The organism is Blautia luti (assembly GCF_013304735.1).
Lineage (GTDB): Bacteria > Bacillota > Clostridia > Lachnospirales > Lachnospiraceae > Blautia_A.
The window spans coordinates 1-20,453 of the sequence record NZ_JAAITI010000049.1; the positions used below are offsets into that span (position 1 = coordinate 1).

The 20,453-nt window shown below is 38.5% G+C and carries 22 protein-coding genes and 1 pseudogene; all 23 read right to left on the reverse strand.

Translation table 11 applies throughout. The annotated features are described in order from the left end of the window. Positions 1-436: 436 nt before the first annotated feature. On the reverse strand, positions 437-523 hold the full coding sequence (locus G5B06_RS19850; RefSeq protein WP_416795046.1) for a helix-turn-helix domain-containing protein: 87 nt from the start codon (positions 521-523) through the stop codon (positions 437-439). Between the two features lie 137 nt (positions 524-660). Continuing rightward, positions 661-1,023, reverse strand: a complete 363-nt coding sequence (locus G5B06_RS16840; RefSeq protein ID WP_227190736.1) for a sigma factor-like helix-turn-helix DNA-binding protein — start codon at positions 1,021-1,023, stop codon at positions 661-663. Positions 1,024-1,180: 157 nt separating this feature from the next. Beyond that, positions 1,181-1,813, reverse strand: a complete 633-nt coding sequence (locus tag G5B06_RS16845) for an ABC-2 transporter permease (RefSeq protein ID WP_055066320.1) — start codon at positions 1,811-1,813, stop codon at positions 1,181-1,183. After that, positions 1,801-2,664, reverse strand: coding sequence for an ABC transporter ATP-binding protein (locus G5B06_RS16850; RefSeq protein ID WP_055066321.1), 864 nt, complete (start codon positions 2,662-2,664; stop codon positions 1,801-1,803). Before G5B06_RS16850 ends, G5B06_RS16845 begins: the two co-directional genes overlap by 13 nt. Before the next feature lie 15 nt (positions 2,665-2,679). Next, positions 2,680-3,051 carry a GntR family transcriptional regulator gene (locus G5B06_RS16855; RefSeq protein WP_055066322.1) on the reverse strand — a complete coding sequence of 124 codons (372 nt, stop codon included), beginning with the start codon at positions 3,049-3,051 and terminating at the stop codon, positions 2,680-2,682. A gap of 332 nt (positions 3,052-3,383) precedes the next feature. Next, a complete protein-coding gene (locus G5B06_RS16860) occupies positions 3,384-3,569 on the reverse strand; it encodes a hypothetical protein (protein WP_055066323.1) in 186 nt (61 codons plus the stop codon). 258 nt (positions 3,570-3,827) lie between these two features. Beyond that, positions 3,828-4,202, reverse strand: coding sequence for a hypothetical protein (locus G5B06_RS16865; RefSeq protein WP_055066324.1), 375 nt, complete (start codon positions 4,200-4,202; stop codon positions 3,828-3,830). A 140-nt stretch (positions 4,203-4,342) separates the two neighbouring features. After that, positions 4,343-5,320 carry a M28 family metallopeptidase gene (locus G5B06_RS16870; protein ID WP_244094585.1) on the reverse strand — a complete coding sequence of 326 codons (978 nt, stop codon included), beginning with the start codon at positions 5,318-5,320 and terminating at the stop codon, positions 4,343-4,345. Positions 5,321-5,735: 415 nt separating this feature from the next. Beyond that, positions 5,736-6,443 (reverse strand): hypothetical protein, encoded by a 708-nt coding sequence (locus G5B06_RS16875; protein WP_242858927.1) that lies wholly within the window; start codon positions 6,441-6,443, stop codon positions 5,736-5,738. Further along, on the reverse strand, positions 6,440-7,738 hold the full coding sequence (locus G5B06_RS16880; protein WP_161284360.1) for a hypothetical protein: 1,299 nt from the start codon (positions 7,736-7,738) through the stop codon (positions 6,440-6,442). Before G5B06_RS16880 ends, G5B06_RS16875 begins: the two co-directional genes overlap by 4 nt. A gap of 2 nt (positions 7,739-7,740) precedes the next feature. Further along, positions 7,741-8,457 (reverse strand): ATP-binding cassette domain-containing protein, encoded by a 717-nt coding sequence (locus G5B06_RS16885; protein ID WP_005423055.1) that lies wholly within the window; start codon positions 8,455-8,457, stop codon positions 7,741-7,743. Beyond that, complete coding sequence (locus G5B06_RS16890; RefSeq protein ID WP_242650130.1) at positions 8,435-9,163, reverse strand: ABC transporter permease; 729 nt, start codon at positions 9,161-9,163, stop codon at positions 8,435-8,437. The genes G5B06_RS16885 and G5B06_RS16890 overlap by 23 nt, the downstream gene beginning before the upstream one ends. Positions 9,164-9,181: 18 nt before the next feature. Further along, the gene (locus tag G5B06_RS16895; protein WP_242872571.1) at positions 9,182-9,955 is read right to left on the reverse strand and encodes a hypothetical protein; all 774 of its coding nucleotides are present in this window, start codon (positions 9,953-9,955) and stop codon (positions 9,182-9,184) included. Between the two features lie 118 nt (positions 9,956-10,073). After that, a complete protein-coding gene (locus G5B06_RS16900; RefSeq protein WP_005423060.1) occupies positions 10,074-11,558 on the reverse strand; it encodes a DUF6034 family protein in 1,485 nt (494 codons plus the stop codon). Positions 11,559-11,657: 99 nt separating this feature from the next. Further along, positions 11,658-13,079 carry a sensor histidine kinase gene (locus G5B06_RS16905; RefSeq protein ID WP_173772563.1) on the reverse strand — a complete coding sequence of 474 codons (1,422 nt, stop codon included), beginning with the start codon at positions 13,077-13,079 and terminating at the stop codon, positions 11,658-11,660. Further along, a complete protein-coding gene (locus tag G5B06_RS16910; protein ID WP_005423065.1) occupies positions 13,076-13,741 on the reverse strand; it encodes a response regulator transcription factor in 666 nt (221 codons plus the stop codon). The genes G5B06_RS16905 and G5B06_RS16910 overlap by 4 nt, the downstream gene beginning before the upstream one ends. Positions 13,742-13,786: 45 nt before the next feature. Beyond that, positions 13,787-14,160, reverse strand: a pseudogene (locus G5B06_RS19855) (hypothetical protein). After that, positions 14,066-14,542: a family 20 glycosylhydrolase gene (locus G5B06_RS16920; protein WP_005423073.1), complete on the reverse strand. Its 477-nt coding sequence runs from the start codon at positions 14,540-14,542 to the stop codon at positions 14,066-14,068. The pseudogene G5B06_RS19855 and the gene G5B06_RS16920 overlap by 95 nt, the downstream one beginning before the upstream one ends. A gap of 314 nt (positions 14,543-14,856) precedes the next feature. Further along, positions 14,857-15,612, reverse strand: a complete 756-nt coding sequence (locus G5B06_RS19505; RefSeq protein ID WP_256147679.1) for a response regulator — start codon at positions 15,610-15,612, stop codon at positions 14,857-14,859. Between the two features lie 317 nt (positions 15,613-15,929). Continuing rightward, on the reverse strand, positions 15,930-17,282 hold the full coding sequence (locus G5B06_RS16930; RefSeq protein ID WP_227589060.1) for a L,D-transpeptidase family protein: 1,353 nt from the start codon (positions 17,280-17,282) through the stop codon (positions 15,930-15,932). Between the two features lie 208 nt (positions 17,283-17,490). Beyond that, a complete protein-coding gene (locus G5B06_RS16935) occupies positions 17,491-18,930 on the reverse strand; it encodes a DUF4179 domain-containing protein (protein WP_173772567.1) in 1,440 nt (479 codons plus the stop codon). Next, positions 18,930-19,448 (reverse strand): RNA polymerase sigma factor, encoded by a 519-nt coding sequence (locus G5B06_RS16940; protein WP_005423085.1) that lies wholly within the window; start codon positions 19,446-19,448, stop codon positions 18,930-18,932. The genes G5B06_RS16935 and G5B06_RS16940 overlap by 1 nt, the downstream gene beginning before the upstream one ends. 288 nt (positions 19,449-19,736) lie before the next feature. Then, on the reverse strand, positions 19,737-20,369 hold the full coding sequence (locus G5B06_RS16945; RefSeq protein WP_005423087.1) for a PBECR4 domain-containing protein: 633 nt from the start codon (positions 20,367-20,369) through the stop codon (positions 19,737-19,739). Between the last annotated feature and the right edge of the window lie 84 nt (positions 20,370-20,453).

Below are 20,453 nucleotides of genomic sequence, written 5' to 3' on the forward strand. Positions count from 1 at the left end.
ACGATCAACCCCTTTCTGCTGGCAATTATAGTATATGCCATTTGCACGAAGAAAAAAATATTTTGCACGAATATTTAACAATAAATTCATTCAATGAGGTTAGCTACACGATGAAGCCTGTATAACAGAAGGATTTGGTGGTGATAATAATTGCCTGATTCCTGTGGCCTTTTAGTTATTTGTAGTCCCATCCTGCCCGCCTCATAGCAAGCTCCATCTCATATATATTTGTTTCATTGTAGATTTTTTCTTTTTGCCCGCTAAGCTTGATTGTCCGCAAATAAGATAACCGGGTATTTTGCGTATTTTTGATATAAGTAGATTTTATATAGCAATTCTCAGGATTCACAGTCGTATAAAGCAGAGCATCGTTTTCAAGGATTTCCAATGGGCGTAAGTTATGTGATGTAAAGATCAATTGTCCTTTAGCTTTATGCTATCGGTCAAGCCGGAACTTAAACAAGCTTTCAATCAGCTTTGTTCTGATGTAATCCTCCATATCAGAGTTATAATAACCGTTCATCTTAGAGAAATAGCGGATATATCCGGTGAACGGTTAAGGACGGCTTTTACCGCTTTCGGATCACCCTCATGTGCCTCTATAATCGTGTCATAGGGGAGAAACCGGTTACTCATGGGACAACACCTCCATTTTCTCTTTCAGCCTCTTTGTTCTCCGATTTCTTTCTGCGTCAAGTGCTGGAAGTAATACAAAAAGATTTCCTCCTGTGTCTGTTCCGGCAGCCGGGCAAGAGCCGCTGCAAGGGAACGGCTGTCTAAAAGTATCGTCTGCCCCCGGACAGAAAACGGATAGGTTTCTCCATAGTCCGGCACTTGAAAATACTCATCTGTGGTGCTTAGCGGGACAAACTTTTCTTCGGTCAAATATTCAAGGGAGATTTCCCGTTTCCACCTTGCTGCCAACATACGGGCAGCGTCAAAGGACGCATGACGAATAACAATCCGGCAATAGGTATCATGGGTATAGCGGATATGTTCTTGATAGGCTTCCTGTTCGGTCATGGAAACTCCCCCTTTCTTCGACGGCAGCACTTTTTGCTGTCGCCCCTTGATTACCCACCAGCAGGGACAGACGGGGCTGTCAACGGTGGGCGCAGCCCATTCACTTGCCGTTGACTGGCTCGGCTGGGTTTGATATTTTTGAATGGTAATTGCAGATTTAATTCTTACGACTATATCCAATGGTGCTTATTATGAGGGAAATTCCAAAAATCAAAATTGCCGCTATCCCTGTGATTAGCACATATGAATGAACAGAATTTACCATAGTAGCCATTCCCGGTCCATCTTCAAAATATTTTACAAAGTAAAACATTGGAATTACCACAATCAAGCCCATAGTTTGCGCAGAACGAAAACCAAACCAATAAGTTAATGGCAAGCAAATTCCTGTCCATAATAATGGGATAATAATTGCTGCTGCAATCGAAAATAACCAGATAAGCATATCAAAGTTTTGAAAAATTATGCTGGATAAACTATTGAACGCAATGCTTCCCAAAATGCTGATTGCAACAGTATATATTACGGAAACATATTTACTTGCAACAACAGTAAAATTGCTTATCGGCATAGCTAATTGATATTTTTTCCAGCTTGCCTTTTCATCACTTGCGAAACTCATAATATTTTGCATACCGATTGTCATGGCAAACATAACGGAAGCAAATAAGCCAGCATAAATTCCAGCATTGAAAATAAGCAGAACAATAGCTGCTGTTGCAATCAGAATAAGTTTCTTATCAATACTCTTGAAGAAAATGGATATGTCTTTATATATCAATCCTCGCATGATGTGCCTCCTTTAACATATAAAAGTATAATATCTTCTAATGTGGCATTATCCACAATGATGTTTTTGTATTTTCGTTTGAATGCTTCTTTGTTATGAACAAGACACTCCACGCTCATATTTGTAGTTCGGTGTATGATATAATCATCAGTGGAAAGCTGTGCAAATTTTTCTTTTCCGCACTTTGCCACGCCATAATTATAAACAAGATTATCTTTCTGTTCCTCGAAAATGATTTTTCCCTGATGAATTAAAATCACATAGTCTGCAATTTTTTGTATGTCCGAAGTAATATGCGATGAAAAGAAGATAGAGCAATCTTCATCTTGGATAAATTCCAAAAATAGGTCTAACACTTCATCACGCACAATGGGGTCAAGACCCGTTGTCGCTTCGTCTAAAATCAACAGTTGAGGTCTATGTGCCATAGCGCAGATAATGGAAAGTTTCATCTTCATTCCTTTTGAAAAAGCACCAATCTTTTTCTTGGTTGGGATTTTGAATTTTTTCAAGTATTGCAAAAAGAGGTTACTATCCCATGTCTTATAAATGCCTTTTAAGATTTTTTCAATATCTGTGGCTGTAAACACATCATGAAAATTACATTCATCAAAAACAACGCCAATATTGTCTTTGACTGTTGGAATTGTGTGGTCTATTCCAAAGACCTGTATCTGTCCGCTATCTTTGTTTAGTTCATTTAATATCAGATTGATAGTAGTGCTTTTTCCTGCACCATTCTCGCCAATAAAGCCTACAATCCTACCTTTTGGGACTTTGAACGAAACATTGTCCAAAGAAAATCCCTCAAATTGCTTGCATAAATTCTGTACCAAAATGTTATTATCCATGCCTGTCACCTCTCGTTACTCCTCGTAAAACAGTTTTAAGATATTCGTCATTTGCTCAAGACTAATGCCATGCGCCCGACCAATTTCTGCGACTTTTTGTAAAAGTTCTTCAGCAATTCGTAACTGTTCCTCTTGAATAAATTCCCTATTCTGTGATGCTACAAAACTGCCTTTTCCAGATACAGTTTCTATAAATCCATCTCTCGTTAAATCTTCATATGCTCTCTGAACGGTAATAACACTGATATGTAAATCTTTTGCTAAAGCTCTCATAGAAGGGAGGGCTTCGCCAGCAGATAATGTGCCGTCCATAATAAAACTTTTTACTTGCATACAGATTTGTTCGTAAATAGGCTTATCACTGCTATTACTTATGATAATCTCCACTTTCTCACCTCGCCATGCGTACTTATCGTAATAAGTGTACTTATTCAATAAGTACAGTTTAGGCAATTTGTGTGAACCTGTCAAGAGAAAAGATGTAAATACATTCGGAAAAGTGAGTGGCTGTCTATCAAATTCTTGTGTGTTACTTTACCGCACATAAGCATTATGTGTGGTCTTGGATCCAGATGATTCTGGTTCCGTTTTTACAAACCAGTTACTTAATCACTTTTCTTAAAAAGGCAAAAAAATAGAACGTATAGATTATTTCCATACGCTCTATCTCACATTTCATATTAAATTTTTGAATTCTACAAACTTGAAATTGACATAACTCACTTAGATTGCTTATGCCAAGCATATAAGTAGATAGCAAGGAACACTCCCGCAAAGCAACTAATGATTATGCCTGCAATCAAAGCAGGATAATAACTTGTAATCACTCCTGTATCTGCTGTTATGATGAAGATAATACCAATAACGAATGCTATAACATAGATAATAGGCATAAACTTTTTCATAAAATCACCTCCTAGTCAACTCCAGATTTGTTACTCACATGATATTTCATTGAAATGATAACGTTTAGGATACAACGAAAAGTGAACCCTTATGTACTTGAAGAATCTGAAATACGATTCCTCCCTGTAAATACCAATCTGTTCAACAAAGCAATTAAAATTTATTCTTCTCAGTGGTCTTAATATATAGTTTATCAAAATATAGAAGAAATGAATATATATTTTCTTTTAATACTTTTCTAAAAAAGCTTTATTTTATCACTCTCCAGTCACCGGACGCATCATGGAAAGCAGCTCTTTCCGGTAATGATCGGCCTTTTCCTGATTGCCCTGTTCTTTCCGTACCATCTTTGTGATTCCCGGATACTGTCCCGGGAAGCTTTGCAGCATGATACCATCTCCATAGATCAGGTAAACATCTCCGTCTGTCATATCTTCCTCTGTCAGCTTCTTTCCATTCTCATCCGTAAGCTTATCCGGTATCGTTCCGGAGAAAATCGTGTCCGTGTCCAGATCCGCAAAATACCAGCTGTTATCATCTGTATGAAAATACACTGCTGTCATCGGCTTTTCCCCGCATCCCGCCAGACAGAACATAACAAGTACCGCCAGCATCACGATCCATTTTTTCATTATTCCACCTCCTGGTCTCTGTCAGTATTTGATTATTTCGACTTCGCACCGTGCTAGCACCATGAAAAACATTAATATTACTGACTTCTACAATGTTTTTTATCTGGCACTACCATTAGTGGGAGATTTTTGATATAAATTTAATTGATCGTTGGAAGTACTTCCATAACCTGATCAATCACTTCCACAATTCTCTGCATATCCATATTTTCTTTTACATCAGAACTATCATTCACGTTCAAACCATCTTGCCAGTCCTGGACAATAGATACTGCCGGGATATTCACTAATGCAAACGGATAATGGTCACTGTTGGTTGCCATTGTCAGGAAAAATCTGTCACTGGGTGTAAATAGTTCTGACATACTGTTTTTATTTAATTCTGCCAGTTTTTTCAATCCCTCATCATCATATTCCGCATTGTCTGGTCTTTTGTTTCCTTCGATCATCGCCATATAACCCAGATCACTTTTTTCTGCAATAGTATCAATATTTATTACTCCGATGATCTGTTTCCGCTCGTCCTCCGTCAGCTTACCAACATACCATCTTGAACCCAGCATATATTTCTCTTCGCCCGAGAACAGGATGAATTTTATATTATACGGTATCTCTGTATCTTTTAAAATCCTTGCCAGTTCAAGCACTGCTGCCACTCCGGAACCGTTATCATTGGCGCCCACCGAATCTTCTGCACTGTCATAATGGGCACTTATGATCAGATTTTTTGTAGTATCAATGGATGAGTTTTTTGTCACAATGATATTTTCACCAATGCCGTCAACAATTGCATTCTCGGCTGTTGATGCCAGAAACACATCCGCCTGCGAGGAATGCCTTATTGCATTCTCATTGTTTTCATCGTTATATTCGAATTTCTGGTATTCTATATTGTCATATCCCAGATTGCCAAAATATTTACTAATATATTCTTTTACATTCTGTATTGCATCAGAATTTATTGGACGCGGTTCAGAAGTGATTTCATCGATGATCTGTTCAATATTCTGTTCCAAAGGCTCTATTATTGTACCGTTCTGGGTAACACTCTCCGCCATTGTCTGAATTGGTGCTATTAATGATATAACCATAATTAAGGCAATTGTAATTTTTTTCATTTGTGAGCTTCCTCATTTTACCAAGTATTAATCAGTATCTTTTATCCAATAACTTTCCATGCAGAACCATAGGCTACAACGAAAGCTTTTTTCCATACCATAAACATTATCATTTAAATCTCAGATTTTGAAAAAGGGACAGACATTGATAAATTCACTTAGTTCCATTCTGGGCTATGTACGGAACATTACAACCACATGATCAAAAAGCAGTAAATCTGATATTCAAATGTACATTGTGATTCTTTTTTTTACAAAATTAGCTTTTTTATCATTTATGTTATCAACTGATACTATTATACCATGAACTGCATCACCAACCAAGTGTTCTTTTTTGCTTTTACAGCGTTCGTACAGTGCTTTTACAATTCATTGCACATCTGTAAAGGAAAGAGACTTCTTGCTATATATTATGTTAAATTCCTGAAAGTAATTTCTTTGCGTTCTCCAGGTTATTCTTTCCATTTATTTTTAGATATACTTTACTGATTTCAGAAGGCTCTCCTATTTCTCTGCAGAGATCCTGTGCCTGGGAAATGGGTATGTAGATTTCGTTGCCTTCTGTTACTACAGCGGCTTTACAGGGCATATATGAGGTTTGCGGTTCTCTTGCGGAATTGCCGGATAAAGTGGTAAGATCATCCGCGGCTTTGGAAGTATCCTTCTCTTTTTCATCCAGGGAATAAAAAATATTCAGGTTTTCACCCATCTCTAAAAATTTTTCCTGTTGTTTTTTTGAAATGGCATGATTATTATAGTCTTTCATATCCCGTAGGGAACCATTTCCCAGCAATAACAACGGCATCTTCCCCAGTTCATTCTGAGTTGGATTTTTTCCAAACGCATTCATATCAATTCCTGAAAAAGTCGTTGTTTCCGTATAATCTTCAATTTTGATGACAACCGGGACTTCTATGACTGGCCAGATTTCTTTTATACCTTTTATCTTCTTCGCTTTCTGCAAAAAATCTTCATCATAAGCCAGATCTCCAAGTGGGAGCAGCACAGTAAATTGCCGTTTTTCTTCTTTCATGCCTGCCAGCAGCATTCCTAATAATGTAAGTATCAATGCCAGCAGAAGTATGACAAATAAGGTAAAGCTGTCTATTTTTTTTCTTTTCAATGAGAAGCCGCCTTTCTCACTTCTTCGAGAAGGATATTTTTCTTATGAAGCTTTCTGACCAGAATCAGGATTATGGAAATAAGCAGTACTGCAACAACTGCAGCTATGGAATACCACCAGTTATTGGTTTTCTCCTGGTCATCTTCAACCTTTAAAGACTTTATCTGGGTTTCTTTGATTTCAGAATCAAATTTCATTTCTTCCTCGTATGATTTGCCATCTGCATCCTCATACGTAAGAATTAATTGACCTGCACATTTTCCTGTTTTTCCTTTTACATATATGCGAAGACTTCCCTGGGATAAATCTCCGGCCTCTATGGTCCCTAAGAATGCAGTATCGTTTGAGCTTAATTCATCAGCCTTTAAGCTGACACTTGCATTGTAAATTTTGTCTCTTCCGAGATTCATTGCTTTTACCGGGATCTCTACTGTATCCATAGTGTACAAAACAGATGGAATATCTGAAGCTTCCAGCTTAACACGAACCGGTTGGATGATCTGAAAAGACAGTAATTCTGTACCGGTAGTTGCCGTTGCTTTCGAATCTTCATAATCCAGAGAAAAAGTAATGACAGCCTGGCCAGGATCACAGTTTTCTGTTATAGTAATCATCTGTTCCAAAGTAATTGCTTCACCAGGAGCCAGGACTTGTACATAAAAAGAGTTTTTCTCAAATTCGATTCCTTTGTTCTCTGTAGAAAGGGAAATTTTTAAACCAAATACATTTTGACTGCAGCTTTTATTTCGAAATGTCAGCGACATTTCTGTTGTAGAACCAGCCTCCAATCGTCCACCTGAAAGATTGCTGTCTTCTAATAATACCTGCGGTTTATGTAATATTTTTTCACTTGATGAGTCTGATGTTGAATTACCTCCTCCCCCACCGCCCGAATACCCTCCGTTGTCTATAACCGGATCTGTTATCTGCGGGGCGTCACCGTCTTCCGGATTATCACTGTCTATTACAACATGAAAAGGATTCGATTTAGAACCATCACCAAAGTCATCTCCTGATGTAAAAATATCCGGATCCGGATTTTCTTTATCGGTATCAGCTTTATCAGGAGTCTTTTCATCCTCTGCCGGAGGTTCGGTACTCGTAGAATCATCCTCTTTTTCATCAAGGGTTAACGAGTTGTCATTCTCATAAGATACGGACGGATCTGAGTCCGTAAATCCTTCTTCAGCAGATGTAATCTCCGTGTTTTGAGGCTCTGTGGCAAAAACGGTAGCTGGAAGAAATATTATTGTCGTACACAATACTAATGCCGTTTTTACAAATAAATTTCTCATTATCAGGCAGTCCTTTCTCTTAAGATTCCTCCATCCATTTCATATACGTGGTCACATAAGATTCTGATGTCCTCTTCATTATGGCTTGCCAGCAAAATGGTTTTTCCTGCTGCTTTTAAATCCAGCAGCAGTTCTCTTATTTCTTCCACGCCATGTTTATCCAGTCCATTAAACGGCTCATCCAGGATCAAAAACAGAGGATCTTCCATAATGGCCTGTGCAATACCAAGGCGTTGACGCATTCCAAGGGAATATTTTCCGACTGGTTTCTTCATGTCCGGATCCAATCCTACCCTTTTTAAGACTATGCGGATATCGGCCTTCGAAATCCGGCCATTCATGTCTGCCAGGATCTCCAGATTTTTAAAGCCCGTATATTGTGTAAGAAAACCGGGAGTCTCGATAATAACTCCAAGACTTTCAGGAAAATCCACATCATGGCCTATTTTTTTTCCAAATACAAAAATAGTGCCCGTAGTTACAGGGAGAAACCCACAGATGCATTTCATAAGAACGGTCTTTCCGGAACCGTTATTTCCAACAATCCCATAGACGTTCCCTGTTTTCAAGGAAAGATTTACTTCCTGTAACACGATGTCTTCACCGAAACGTTTGGTCACGTGTTCTATTTTTACGCAGGTGTTCTGCATCATTCCACTTGCTCTTTGCGGATCACAGGCCAGATTAAATGTCCCTTCAGATTTCTTCCAATCTTCCATATAAAACACCTCCCAGAATTCCCAGCATTACTAATAAAAACAACAGTAGAAATAGCCAAAGTCCTATTTTGTCCGGTCCCCAATTTTTATCAGCCAGTATCCATTCTACTGGATAAAACCATATCTGATTTTTAAAATAGCGGTCATGAAGAATAATTCCGAAATAGAAGCTTACAAAAGGGATTCCATATACCATGTAAGCAGAATCCCATAAAATCCCGCAGCTTCCACCGAAAGTACTTATGATACTTCCGATAAGTCCTGTCCGGAATGCCTTCATGAGCAAGTCCAGAAGTGCTTCTTTCTGAATAGCACCCTGTATCTCCAGCGGATAGAACACAATAAAATTGATAAAAAGTACCGTTAGTATAGCTAATGTCCAGACCATAAAACCAGACATCATAATAGAAAAGACTTTACCTTCGACATACTGTCTGCGGGTCGTTCTGGGAAGTATCTCCTTTAAAAATCCACTTTTATATTCTTGCAGAATGGAATCACTCCATGGCAATACGGCCGCTACCGGAATGGCAAAAGATACTGCCTGACTTTTTAAGGAACCTTCCAGTATACTGATAAAAGTACCACATGCCAGTGCTTTTTTTAAGCTGGGATAAGTCTGGCCAATGGCGATGGAGATGCAGGCTATCAGCCATGCTGCCAGAAAATTCTTATTAAATAACATACGTTTTGTTTCACCCCACACAGGTATTCCCCCTCCCGATCATGTCTTTTCTCCAAGAAATTCAAAGGTATATTTTTTCATCCGGTTAATTGCAAAAACTGCAAGAAGAACTAAAATACCCAGAAAAAACATGTAGGAATGCGTGATTTTCGGAAGCAATGGGTCATAACCTAAGTTATGTTTTCCGTATACTGCCTGGTTCAGAGGACTGATCCAGCAGATTAATACATTTACCTGATACATTTCGTATTTTTCTTTATGTAAAATTGCAGCCAGTACTTTCGGGTCCAATAAAAAACCAAAAACACTGTAAAGAAGGCCAAAAATCATCCCCTTAGTCTTCCCTTTATAGAGATTTCCTACAAGGATTACAAAGCTTAAGGTCAGCGAATAACAAAACAGAAGGAAGAAAACCTGCAGCATACAGCCATAGGGTGAGATACTTTCCATGACCCTTACTGTAGAAGGGACCTGCAGGTTTTTTCCTAATTCTGAATAGCCAAGCATGGCCGCAGTTTCGCTCCACAGGTTACCTGGATAACTCTTTTTCATACACAGCACGGCCGTAAATAACAGCATCAAAACCGTATATAAAACAGTTACAAGAATAACATAAATGAATTGACCTAAAAGCCATTTCCTCTTGGTTGTCCGGGTCAGCTGGTATGGAGTAATAGGTGTCATCTTCGGCAGGTCAGAAAACATAAGAAGCAAGAGCAGCGAACTGGACAGTACTGCTATCCCATCCCCAAATGTCCAGATAAATGGCTCAATGGCCTGTACCGGTGTATCGTAGGTCTCCATTACAACCATGATTCTGCCTGTAAGTAGAAAACTAAGTACAAATTCTAACAGAAATATAAAAATAACTTTGGGATTGCGTAAAAATCCGAAGAAATTGTACCGTACAATTCCAAATACCTGCCTCATGTCAGTAACCCAAATTTCGGTCTATAATACTGCCATCCACAGCATTAATGGTAAGGAAACTTTCATTCGGAGTTTTTATGGTATTTGATTCTGTTTCTCCGTTATATTCACTTTCTGAAGTCATGCTGCCGAAAAAATCCCAGACAGGGATCATAATACCTGTGTGTGCGTCAGTAGACGGCTCATATATTCTGGCATAACCAAGAACGATCCGATCAATATTATAGACCCTGGAATTTTCATATTGCATATTATCAGCGTTTGTTACCACCATCATTTTTTCATAAATTTTCATAACCTCGCTGAACGAAAGAAGATTTAAATTCTCTGTCTTTATTTTACCAATTGTGTAGGGATTTGAATAAGTCATGCTTTCTATGCCATCTTTATCGACATAGAAACAGAGACTTTCATAAGACCATGTTTCCATTGTGCTGTCCATATCTTCCAATGCCCCACCGTCTGCAATTGTCTGAGTTACCGGCACACCATTTATGGTACGTGCATAATCAATTCTATATCCATTTCCAAAATTACCTGAACTATTATCGCCTTCAAAACTTTTGCACACCGCGTAATTCCAGTTAGAAAACTGCAAATCTGTGATGCCCATTTTTTCAACTTTTTCCTTTACAAGTTTTTTTGCTTCATCCAGGGACAGCCCGATAGATTCTTCTGTGGGTTTTTCTTCCTCTTCAGAATATCCGTAATCACACCACATTGCATCCTCCGGTATTTTTTCCCCGCCCTTGTTTGCTGCTTTCTTGATCTTGACTGACAAGGTATCGGAGCCATCGGAAGATATCATATAGTAGTATTGTGAATCGTCTGGCATTTGTGCAATACAACTGAAATAATTTCCGGCAACAGGTTTTGCCTCTGTCAGGGTTTTCTTTTCCGGAGCAGTTTCGTATTCCTGTTCCCATGTCTCAATATCTTCATAGATATCATAGACATAATTCCCATCATCGTCTGTTCCATAGTTATACGGATCCAGGTTTCCGTTTGCAACGTCTTCTTTTAGTTCATCCAGAGTTTTTTTAATTTCATCCTTTGTCTTCACATAATAACTATCCATGGTATAAAGTTTTGCCTCTGAGAAGAATGCGTTTGTAATACGGTCGAGAAGTTCCTGGGTAACTTCTGCCGCGGTGACAGAAATAGCAGATATCTTTTCCACTTCCGGAATTTCTACGCTTGCATCTGTATTTACCACGAGCTTGGCACTGTCATCTTCCACATGGCTTTTATAATTTTGAGGAGCATCGATGAGATTCCTGATGGTTATCTTTGACTCTGAACCGTCATCGTTCTTGCTTTCAGATGCTTCTCCTTTAGAACCGCTAACATCATCCGCTTCCGTATAAGCATCTACAGCCTTGCTCCCCTTCGGCTTTACCAAAGAAGAATCCGGGGTCTGTGCGCATCCTGTAAACATTCCAATACAAAGCACTATTCCTGCAAACTTTTTTATGTTTTTTCTCATTTCTGGTAAAATCTCCTTTCTAAGGTTGTTATAAGTATATCATCGAGCATTACACCAAATCTTTCGCGATTTGTAACTGATATGTAAACGTTAGTGTGATTACCAGAAAACAGAGACGGTAGTTCCTTTTCCCGGATTGCTTTCAATCTTCAGTTGGAAATCGTGCAGTTCTATAATTTTCTGACATAAAGAAAGACCGAGCCCTACACTTCCTTTTGCCCTGGAACGAGATTTGTCTACCATATAAAATGGTTCCGTCACCATTTCCAGATCCTCTTTCGGTATTCCCTTTCCAAAATCCTGAACCATCAGATGGTCTGGGGTTGCCTCAAGCACAATTTTAGATTCTTTTCTGGAAGCTTTGACTGCATTATCAATTAGATTTGTCACTACACTTATCATTAAGTCCTGATCAAACTTCTTTACCAATTCTTTTGGTTCACAAAATACATCAAGAGAGATGTTTTTTTCTTGAAGCCTGCAATCAATGAGTTCTTTTACTTCTTTCAGGAAATTATCCACCTGTATTTCAGCTGGATTGAATGAGTCTTCCGAAGCTTCGTAGAGTCCGGTTAATTCCAGCATTTTCATAGAAAGTCTTGAAAGCCTGCGACATTCATTTTCAATATAAATCAGAGCCTTCTCCTGCCTTTCCGGGGTTAGGCGCACAGTAAGCAATGTATCTGCATAGCCTATGATTGCAGTCATTGGGGTCTTCAGCTCATGAGCCAGACTTCCAATAAGCTGTTTTTGTGTCCGGTTTATGTTAGAAAGACTTTCAATTTGTTCTTTTATTTTACCTGTCATAAAATTAAAGGTTGCACCTACCTGCGCAAGTTCTGTATTTCCCTCTGACGGTACTTTAAAATCATAAATACCTTCAGAAACAAGAAGCGTAGCTTCTCTTAGGCTTGTAAGCGGTGCTGTGATTTTTCGAAGGCTCAAATAAAGGATAATTCCCATCACCACGATCAAAGATAAAGTAAATCCACCCGTCTGAAAAAACAGCAGATGACTTTTTTCTATTACATCTGTTATATCTTTATAAGTAACAATCTGATATCCCATATTTACATTTCCATAGTAAAATAACAAAAGTGTCCTTCCATTTATCTGACTGATCATAGGGCCATGACCGTCACTGTTGCTGCCATGATCCACCATGTTTGCCTTACTTGCACATAATTCTCTTAACTTTTTTACATCGAATTCATAAACAGTTCCATTATAGATCATTTTTCCATCAAGATATAAAACCGCGCTGTCATGAAAAACCTGCCGAAAAGCATAAGTAACTATTTGGGGGCGCATTTCGTTGTCGGCATTCTGTTTCTGATTGTCAGAAAGGCTTGTTTTATTTTCAAACTGTAAGATGTTTGTTCTAAATATACTGCTTTCATAACTGTTGATATTCTGTATACTCTGATTTTTCCAACAATAAGTGGTATAGAGAAAGATCCCTGACGATACCAACAAAATGATACATGTAGTCTGAGAAAAGATCTTTATTAAGAGTTTCATAAATCCACCTCAAGTCTGTAACCGATTCTGGGAATTGTTTTAATCTTATCCTGCCAGCCAAGCTTTTTCCTGATACGACCCACATGTGCATCCACAGTTCTTGTTTCTCCGCAGAACTCTTCATTCCACAGTTCCTGCAGAATCTGATTCCTGGTCAGTGCTTTATTCGGATTTTTGGCAAACACCATGAGGCAGTTATATTCCATTGGCTTTAAATAGATTTCCATGCCCATTTTTGTAACAGTACGACTAGCAGTATCAATGATGACATCACCAATTTGAATCTGTTCTTGTACAGTGCCATTACGTTCCAGTACTTTTTCAAGACGGACCATCACTTCCAGCATTTCAAATGGTTTTACAATATAATCTTCTGCACCGTCTTTTAATCCCTTTATCTTGCTCGCGATATCTCCCTTTGCGGTAAGAAATATTACGGGGATTTCATACTGCTTCAGTTTCGGTAACAGGCTATATCCGTCTCTTCCGGGAAGCATGATATCTACAAGTGCACACTGAAACGCATGATCTTGAATAATTGCTTCATATGCCTCATTTCCATCCAGATATCCTACTGTTTCATACCCTGCAATCTCCAGATTCATACATAGCAGGTCATTGATTGACATTTCGTCTTCTATCACAAGAATTCTTGCCTTCATAATTATTACCTCACATGTTTTTTTAACTATCTTTTCACAGGTTAATTATACATTAAATTCTATAATGCAGTTGTAACTGATTTGTAACAGCAAAAAAGGAAACCAAAACCATTCTGTGAGAATAGTTCTGATTTCCTGTATAAACCGATATGCTGATTTTATACACATGCCCAAATCGGCTTTATCAGCTAATACCGCCGCCAGTTTTTCATAAAACGAGAATAAAAGCTGATATTTTCCTGTTTTTTTGCACATTTCTTCATACATTTCTGTATGTTTTGGTAGTAAGATTTTGTATTGACACCTGATTCTTTCACATGATAATCAAAAATGCCTGACATTGGATCCTGGAAAAATAACGTTATCCGAAAGCTGCGCATGGATATCCAGCATTTTTTCATAGGTTCTGGTATCAGCATGATAATAGTCCCAATATACTAATCCTAGATCTTTTTTCGGTTTTTCCCATTTGGAGCAGTCCGTGTTTTCGGGCAGATCATAGTATCCGCCTGTAGAATTTGCTGTAATGTACATGTCACTCCATATCATAGGCTTTAATTCTAATTTTCTGCAAATATCTACGACCCTGTTACAATGTTCCTCGATTATCAGTGACCCTTTTTTATATCCATTTTCTTTTAGATAATTTCCAAGTCCCAGCATGACAGCCTCATCCATTCCAATATGTACCCTGTTGGTAGAAAAATTCTCCTTTACTGAGCTGAGCAGCTTTTCAATAAACTGATAAGTTTCCTCTTTTTCAGGCTGGAGAATGTCCGCAGAATCACGAATCTTATCCATTCAGACATGCTCTTGATATTGAAATTCATCTTCTTCCATATGATGTATGGCATAATTAAGTGCGCGGTAATAATGAGATATTTCCCGGCAGATGATATGAATCTGGTTTTTTCTTTTATTGATCAATATTTCTGGTCTGTCCTGAAATTTAACAAACAATTATATATTTTGGTTGAAACCGTCATTTTCAGCCAGCAGTATTTCAGTACCTTTTTTAATAGTATTATATTCTTTCTTATCAGATGAAAAAACAATGTTCATACGTATTCCTCTTTCTTTAGGAATTATTCTTTTTATCATATCTTTCCGGTATCTCATAAGAATCTACTTAAGGCACGAATCAGTTTTTCTGACTCCAGTGGTTTTGTAAGATAATCGTCCATTCCGGCTTTCAACGCTTTACTCTTGTCTTCTGCAAAGGCATTTGCTGTCATGGCTATAATCACCACAGCAGATGCATCACTTCTGTTCATTGTACGTATTTCTCTAGTAGCTTCCAGGCCATCCATAACTGGCATCATAATATCCATCAGAATTACATTGACCTCACCAACACCTGATTTTGCAAATGCTTCAACAGCCTCCTTACCGTTTGAAGCCCTTATAATTTCTGCTCCTGCATTTGTCAGAAGGAATTCTGCAATTTCCATGTTCAATTCATTGTCTTCGGCCAAAAGGATTCTCATGCCTTCAATTGATACATCGTCTTCCTGGCTTTCTGCCTGCTTCATATCAGCAGAAATAAGGAATGGGAGCTGTACCATGAATGTGGTTCCTACATTTTTTTCGCTTTCAAATTTAATCGTACCGCCCATTTTCTCTATTAGTTTTTTTGTAATTGGCATACCAAGACCTGTTCCTCCATAAACAGATCTTGCACCGCCTGTTTCCTGAGTAAATGGTTCAAAAATATGGTTCTGAAATTCTTTACTCATTCCAACTCCGGTATCCTTGCAGTGAAACTCAAACAGTATATGCCTGTCATCCACCTGTGTTTCATAATAGCTAAGCAGTATTACTCCTTTTTCTTTATTGTATTTGACAGCATTACTTATGATATTCATAAGGATTCTTTTTAAACTTTAATCACAGCACTTTTGCATGCTCTGTCAATGTGTTTATTTCCATAAATAAATTTTTCTTTGTACCCATTATATGGTTCCAGTATTGATACGTCAATCCCATTAATGTGCCTTCTCTTCTTCACTCTTTGTGAAAGGAAGAGATTGCTAGCTTTTACCAATCACTCTGCCACTTCCACATCAAGTCTGCTTTGTTCTGGATTACCGAGCGGGTGATCATGTGCCAATCTGATACTGTTGACAATGAAAACAGGAGCCAGCTGCATTACAACTTAGCTCCTGTCCTGTACATCTTGACTATAGAATTAGTAAAAACAGATTATCGGGACATCATACTGAATAAGACTATAAAGCTGTCCGGCATTTTCTGGTGGAAGATTGATACATCCATGAGAACCACCTGTAAGATATCTGTCACCACCAAAGTACGGCTGCCAGTCTGCATCATGAAAGCCAATTCCTCCATTGAATGGCATCCAGTACGTTACCGGCTGTTCATAAGAATAGGTTCCATTTGCTGTCATTTCACCTCGCAGCACGGACGGACTGCTCTTTGAATTCAATGTGAATATTCCAGGGGGTGTTTTTCTATCCGGATCGCTTGGCAGTCCGGATACGATTTCTGATTGGAAAATAATATTTCCATTCTGATAATACCACATATACTGCTCTGTAAGATCTACCTCTATATATGTATCTCCGAGATCATTGATCCCGTGTGCATTTGCCCTCATAGAATACACCGGTTCCCTGGTTGTCTGGGTTCCTGACTGAATTTCCTGCATGAGCTGTGCTACTTCCTTGTCCTGATCAATCTTCCACCCATAGGCAGAACCATATACATACACAGTCCTTCCGCTCGTGGTCTGAAATTGTCTTTCAGTGCCAACTGTATCATGATCTGCTGCAAGCTGTGCCACATAATCCACTACGTGCTGCCGGAAGGCTTCATCATTCTGGAGCAGCTGCCCTTTCTCGTCAAACTGCAGCCAGTTTTTGATGGTATTCCCATCGAGTGTTACCGTTTCGTCTCCAAATGTATATGTGATATTTGCTTTTGTCAGGTTCTTATATGTATTTACCATATTCTGAAGTTCTGAACTTTCTTTCGTCACATCTGCTTTCTTATAAGCCTTTGGATCACTTTCCAGATTTACCTCTGCCGCATCGTTATCGATTGCCCTGCATATCATCTGATAAGCTTCTTTGGTATTTAATTCGTTGCCTTCCGTTTCTGGCACAATAGTGAATTCTGAGTTAACAAAACTTACATACGCATTTTCCGGTGCTATCTGATTCTCTTTTTTCGCACAATTTAATGAATTTACCTGTTCTTCCAGTTTCTCCCGGCTGAAAAAAGTCTCTTCTTGAACCATATAGTTTTTTGTTTCAAAAAGACTGCCGATCCATTCCCATGATTTCTGAGTTTTCAGCAGCTGGAGAACCGCACCGCTGGATACGTATTTATAATCAATGTCTTTTCCTGTAATGGCCTGCGGGTCCTGCATTCTTGCCCTTACCTGAATAGTATAGTTATCCTTTTTCCCAGCAATCTCCTGCTCAACCTCATATGCTGTCTTATTTGAACTGTCAATCCCATTGATGGTCGTCCCATAAAAGAAGTGATATGAGTAATAATAAGATATACCTGCATACATACAACAGCCTATAACAAAAATCATCAATATAATCAATATTACAATTTTCTTAATTTTATTTTTCTTCTTTTCTGAAAATATAATAGATCTGAATTCCGATTTATCCATCGGCACATAAACAACTGAACCTGGTCTTGCCGATTTTGTGGTTCTCATTGACTGCCCTATCACTTCTTTTTGTCTCATATCCTACTTATCTTTCTTTGAATCACTTAGTTTTTTGCACTGTCTCACTGTCATTATCAAAATGTAATGTCTTATGATATTTCGCATTCTCCTCCAGAAGTTTTTTCCATTTCTGTCCGTCTTCTTTCGTAGGATTATCAAAATTCTGCTGCCCCTTCAGTTCATCCATATACTGGATATAATCCAGGAAATAAATATCTACTGTCGAAATATCCCTGTCCTGAATTGCGAAGTTATTACAGTTTCCAGTAGACTCATTATATGGAAGTGTGTTTCCGTTGGCATCAAGAGCTACCATGAAGCAGTCACTGTTGGATCCTTCCTTATAAAGTTCATTTACCGTCAGTTCATACGGAGAACGAATTACGGATTTGAGTCCGATACCAGCATCGTTTGTATCATTCAGTTCCAATACTTCTGTCCGGGAATCATCTACTGTAACCGGGATATCGAAACTCCAGTCACCTTCATATTTGTAGTAGCCGGCATCCCTTCCATAGTTTTCATCATCCGCTTCTAACCACTCATAGTCTGCTTCCAGCCCTCTTACCTTCGAGATATCCAGATGCAGATTAAAAGTATCCGGAATCTCAATATCTTTAATATATTTCTGATATGCTCCACCACGCTCAGATACTTTATTGATAAACTCTTCCAGCAGTGCATAACCTTCATCCGTCTGATCATCTAAGTCCGCCTGAGTTATTCCCATCTCATCCATTACCTGCTGTGTCATTTCATTGTATTTCTCATTATATTCCGTATAGTCTTTTGCCGCCTGAGCAAGATCATAACGGAAAATGCATGCATAGGTGTTGTCATCCAGAAACTGTCCTTCCACATGACCGTCGATCACCCGACTAGCTTCTGAATCAAAGTCCACACCTCCAGTCATATCCAGATCAATGACCGGTGTTCCACTTTCCGCCCTGGTTGACGTTTCTGGAAATGGCTTATCACTCTTAAACCGCATAGTTATATAGACTGCCTGGCTGTTGGCATATACCTCAGAACATGTAATTGTCAGCCCATCTGCTGTTTTAATGTAAGCATTCTCACTAGTGGCATTACCTGTCTTGTCCCCATCTGCTTCACTGCCATCTGCCGTTGTTCCATCAACGGATTCCAAGGTTGTTGCATAATCCGAAAAATCACCAAAGAAACTTACATTATCCTGCAAGATTTCAAAAAGCCCTCCTACAACCGGAATATTCTTTGCCATTACTGGATTGGTTGCACAGAATATAAATCCGACTGCCAGTACCGCTGCCATACCTCCTGCTACCCTGCCTCCAATTTTCATCCAGTGATATGGATCCTTTGGTGCTTTTTTCTGTAACACAGCATTATTTTCAATCAATCGATATGCCTGATTGATACGTTCATGCACGATTGCCGGCATTTCTGTATCCTTTTGAAGTTTTTCCTGGAAGTCTTTCTCATTATTATTTAAAGTCATCATTAAACACGTCCCTCCTTAACCTTATATCCATACATCTCTGCAATCTGTTTTCTACCACGATGAAGACGAGATTTCACAGTGCTTTCCTTCATATCCAGAGCGTCACTGATCTCCCGGACACTAAATCCTTCCATATAGTACAAAAGAACAACCAAACGATATTTGCTATCCAATGTTTCTAATACTTGTGCCCATTCCATCGCCGCATATTCTTCTTCGTGAAAAGGTGTTTCCGGCATCTGATCCGTATAAGTAACCAGCTTTTTCTTCTGTATCATGTCCTTACACTTGTTGATCAAGATTCGAATCATCCAAGTTTTAAAATATCTGTTCTGTTTCAGACTTTTCAGATTTTCATAACAGGAAAGAATCGTATCCTGTATTGCATCCGCAACATCTTCATCATTTTTCAGATATGCTGCCGCAATCTTATACATACTCTGTACATTCTCATCCATAAGTCGGCAGAAAGCATCTTTGTCGCCTTTCTTCGCTTTTCGTATCAAAACCTCATTCATTGTAGTTCCGGCTCTCCTATCTCAGACTAGTCATCCGTAGTATACTATAGAAGCTTCATTTATGTGCTTCTACTTATTAGACGTGCGAATCCCTAAAAAGGTTGCAAATATTTTTAAAAAAATTATCTCAGATAAAAACACCCCCGAAATCGTTCAAATTTTATGATCATCAGGTCCTATTAGGGTATAAAAACAGCCGTACCATGTGCGTTTTACATGATACGGCTGTCAATAATTCTCATACCCTCAGGATAGATTAATTGAATCGCCAACTAAGACTCTCCATTTTTATTTATGTAATAAAGTTTGATCCAGCATGTTTTTAATTTCATCCGGAAGACTGTCTATCATTGCATTTTCATCCAAAAACAGTAAAGTTGTATATTTTTTCGCATCATTCGGTGCTGAGAAAATATGAGTTACTGTATATGCTGTTGTACTTTTAGAAAAACAATCTTCATCTCGCAGTGATTCTACTACAAAGCAATCGCCTTTTTGCTGTCCCTGATCATCATACTCTTTATTTAAGCATAGAGTAAAATTAAGATCTGTTGTGCCAAACTTATAAGTTCTCGTATCTGTAACAATCTCTTCCAACATAAAACCTTCTGAGCCAGCCAGCATTGCAATCTGTCCGATATGCTTAATTTTACGCTTACACAATGAAAAAGGGTGCTGCGGTGTAAAAAATATCTGCGAAGCCTGAAGCAGTTTTTTTGCTGCATAACTATAAAACTTTTTTGCGGAAAGGTTTGTGGCCACACCTGTTAAGTGCCTGAAATTGGCAGCTTTATAAAGCACCTCAATATATCTGCCTTCAAATACATATAGAAATCTTTTACCTACTAAATGCTTCCTATACAGATCGGCAGCTATTTTAATCTCCTGTACGATTTTCTCTCTATCCTGTTGTTTTCCCATCTATCTTTTCCCAATCATCACTATAATATAGTCAAGACCACCCGCTTAGCGGGTGGCTTGCTCTGTCCCTATAAGGGACTATTC

Excerpts from the sequence above, each read along its gene's own strand:
- G5B06_RS19850 (WP_416795046.1), bottom strand. The coding sequence starts at position 523 with ATGAACGGTTATTATAACTCTGATATGGAGGATTACATCAGAACAAAG.
- G5B06_RS16840 (WP_227190736.1), bottom strand. The coding sequence starts at position 1,023 with ATGACCGAACAGGAAGCCTATCAAGAACATATCCGCTATACCCATGAT.
- G5B06_RS16845 (WP_055066320.1), bottom strand. The coding sequence starts at position 1,813 with ATGCGAGGATTGATATATAAAGACATATCCATTTTCTTCAAGAGTATT.
- G5B06_RS16850 (WP_055066321.1), bottom strand. The coding sequence starts at position 2,664 with ATGGATAATAACATTTTGGTACAGAATTTATGCAAGCAATTTGAGGGA.
- G5B06_RS16860 (WP_055066323.1), bottom strand. The coding sequence starts at position 3,569 with ATGAAAAAGTTTATGCCTATTATCTATGTTATAGCATTCGTTATTGGT.
- G5B06_RS16865 (WP_055066324.1), bottom strand. The coding sequence starts at position 4,202 with ATGAAAAAATGGATCGTGATGCTGGCGGTACTTGTTATGTTCTGTCTG.
- G5B06_RS16870 (WP_244094585.1), bottom strand. The coding sequence starts at position 5,320 with ATGAAAAAAATTACAATTGCCTTAATTATGGTTATATCATTAATAGCA.
- G5B06_RS16880 (WP_161284360.1), bottom strand. The coding sequence starts at position 7,738 with ATGAGAAATTTATTTGTAAAAACGGCATTAGTATTGTGTACGACAATA.
- G5B06_RS16885 (WP_005423055.1), bottom strand. The coding sequence starts at position 8,457 with ATGGAAGATTGGAAGAAATCTGAAGGGACATTTAATCTGGCCTGTGAT.
- G5B06_RS16895 (WP_242872571.1), bottom strand. The coding sequence starts at position 9,955 with ATGGTTGTAATGGAGACCTACGATACACCGGTACAGGCCATTGAGCCA.
- G5B06_RS16900 (WP_005423060.1), bottom strand. The coding sequence starts at position 11,558 with ATGAGAAAAAACATAAAAAAGTTTGCAGGAATAGTGCTTTGTATTGGA.
- G5B06_RS16905 (WP_173772563.1), bottom strand. The coding sequence starts at position 13,079 with ATGAAACTCTTAATAAAGATCTTTTCTCAGACTACATGTATCATTTTG.
- G5B06_RS16910 (WP_005423065.1), bottom strand. The coding sequence starts at position 13,741 with ATGAAGGCAAGAATTCTTGTGATAGAAGACGAAATGTCAATCAATGAC.
- G5B06_RS16920 (WP_005423073.1), bottom strand. The coding sequence starts at position 14,542 with ATGGATAAGATTCGTGATTCTGCGGACATTCTCCAGCCTGAAAAAGAG.
- G5B06_RS16930 (WP_227589060.1), bottom strand. The coding sequence starts at position 17,282 with ATGTATGCAGGTATATCTTATTATTACTCATATCACTTCTTTTATGGG.
- G5B06_RS16935 (WP_173772567.1), bottom strand. The coding sequence starts at position 18,930 with ATGATGACTTTAAATAATAATGAGAAAGACTTCCAGGAAAAACTTCAA.
- G5B06_RS16940 (WP_005423085.1), bottom strand. The coding sequence starts at position 19,448 with ATGAATGAGGTTTTGATACGAAAAGCGAAGAAAGGCGACAAAGATGCT.
- G5B06_RS16945 (WP_005423087.1), bottom strand. The coding sequence starts at position 20,369 with ATGGGAAAACAACAGGATAGAGAGAAAATCGTACAGGAGATTAAAATA.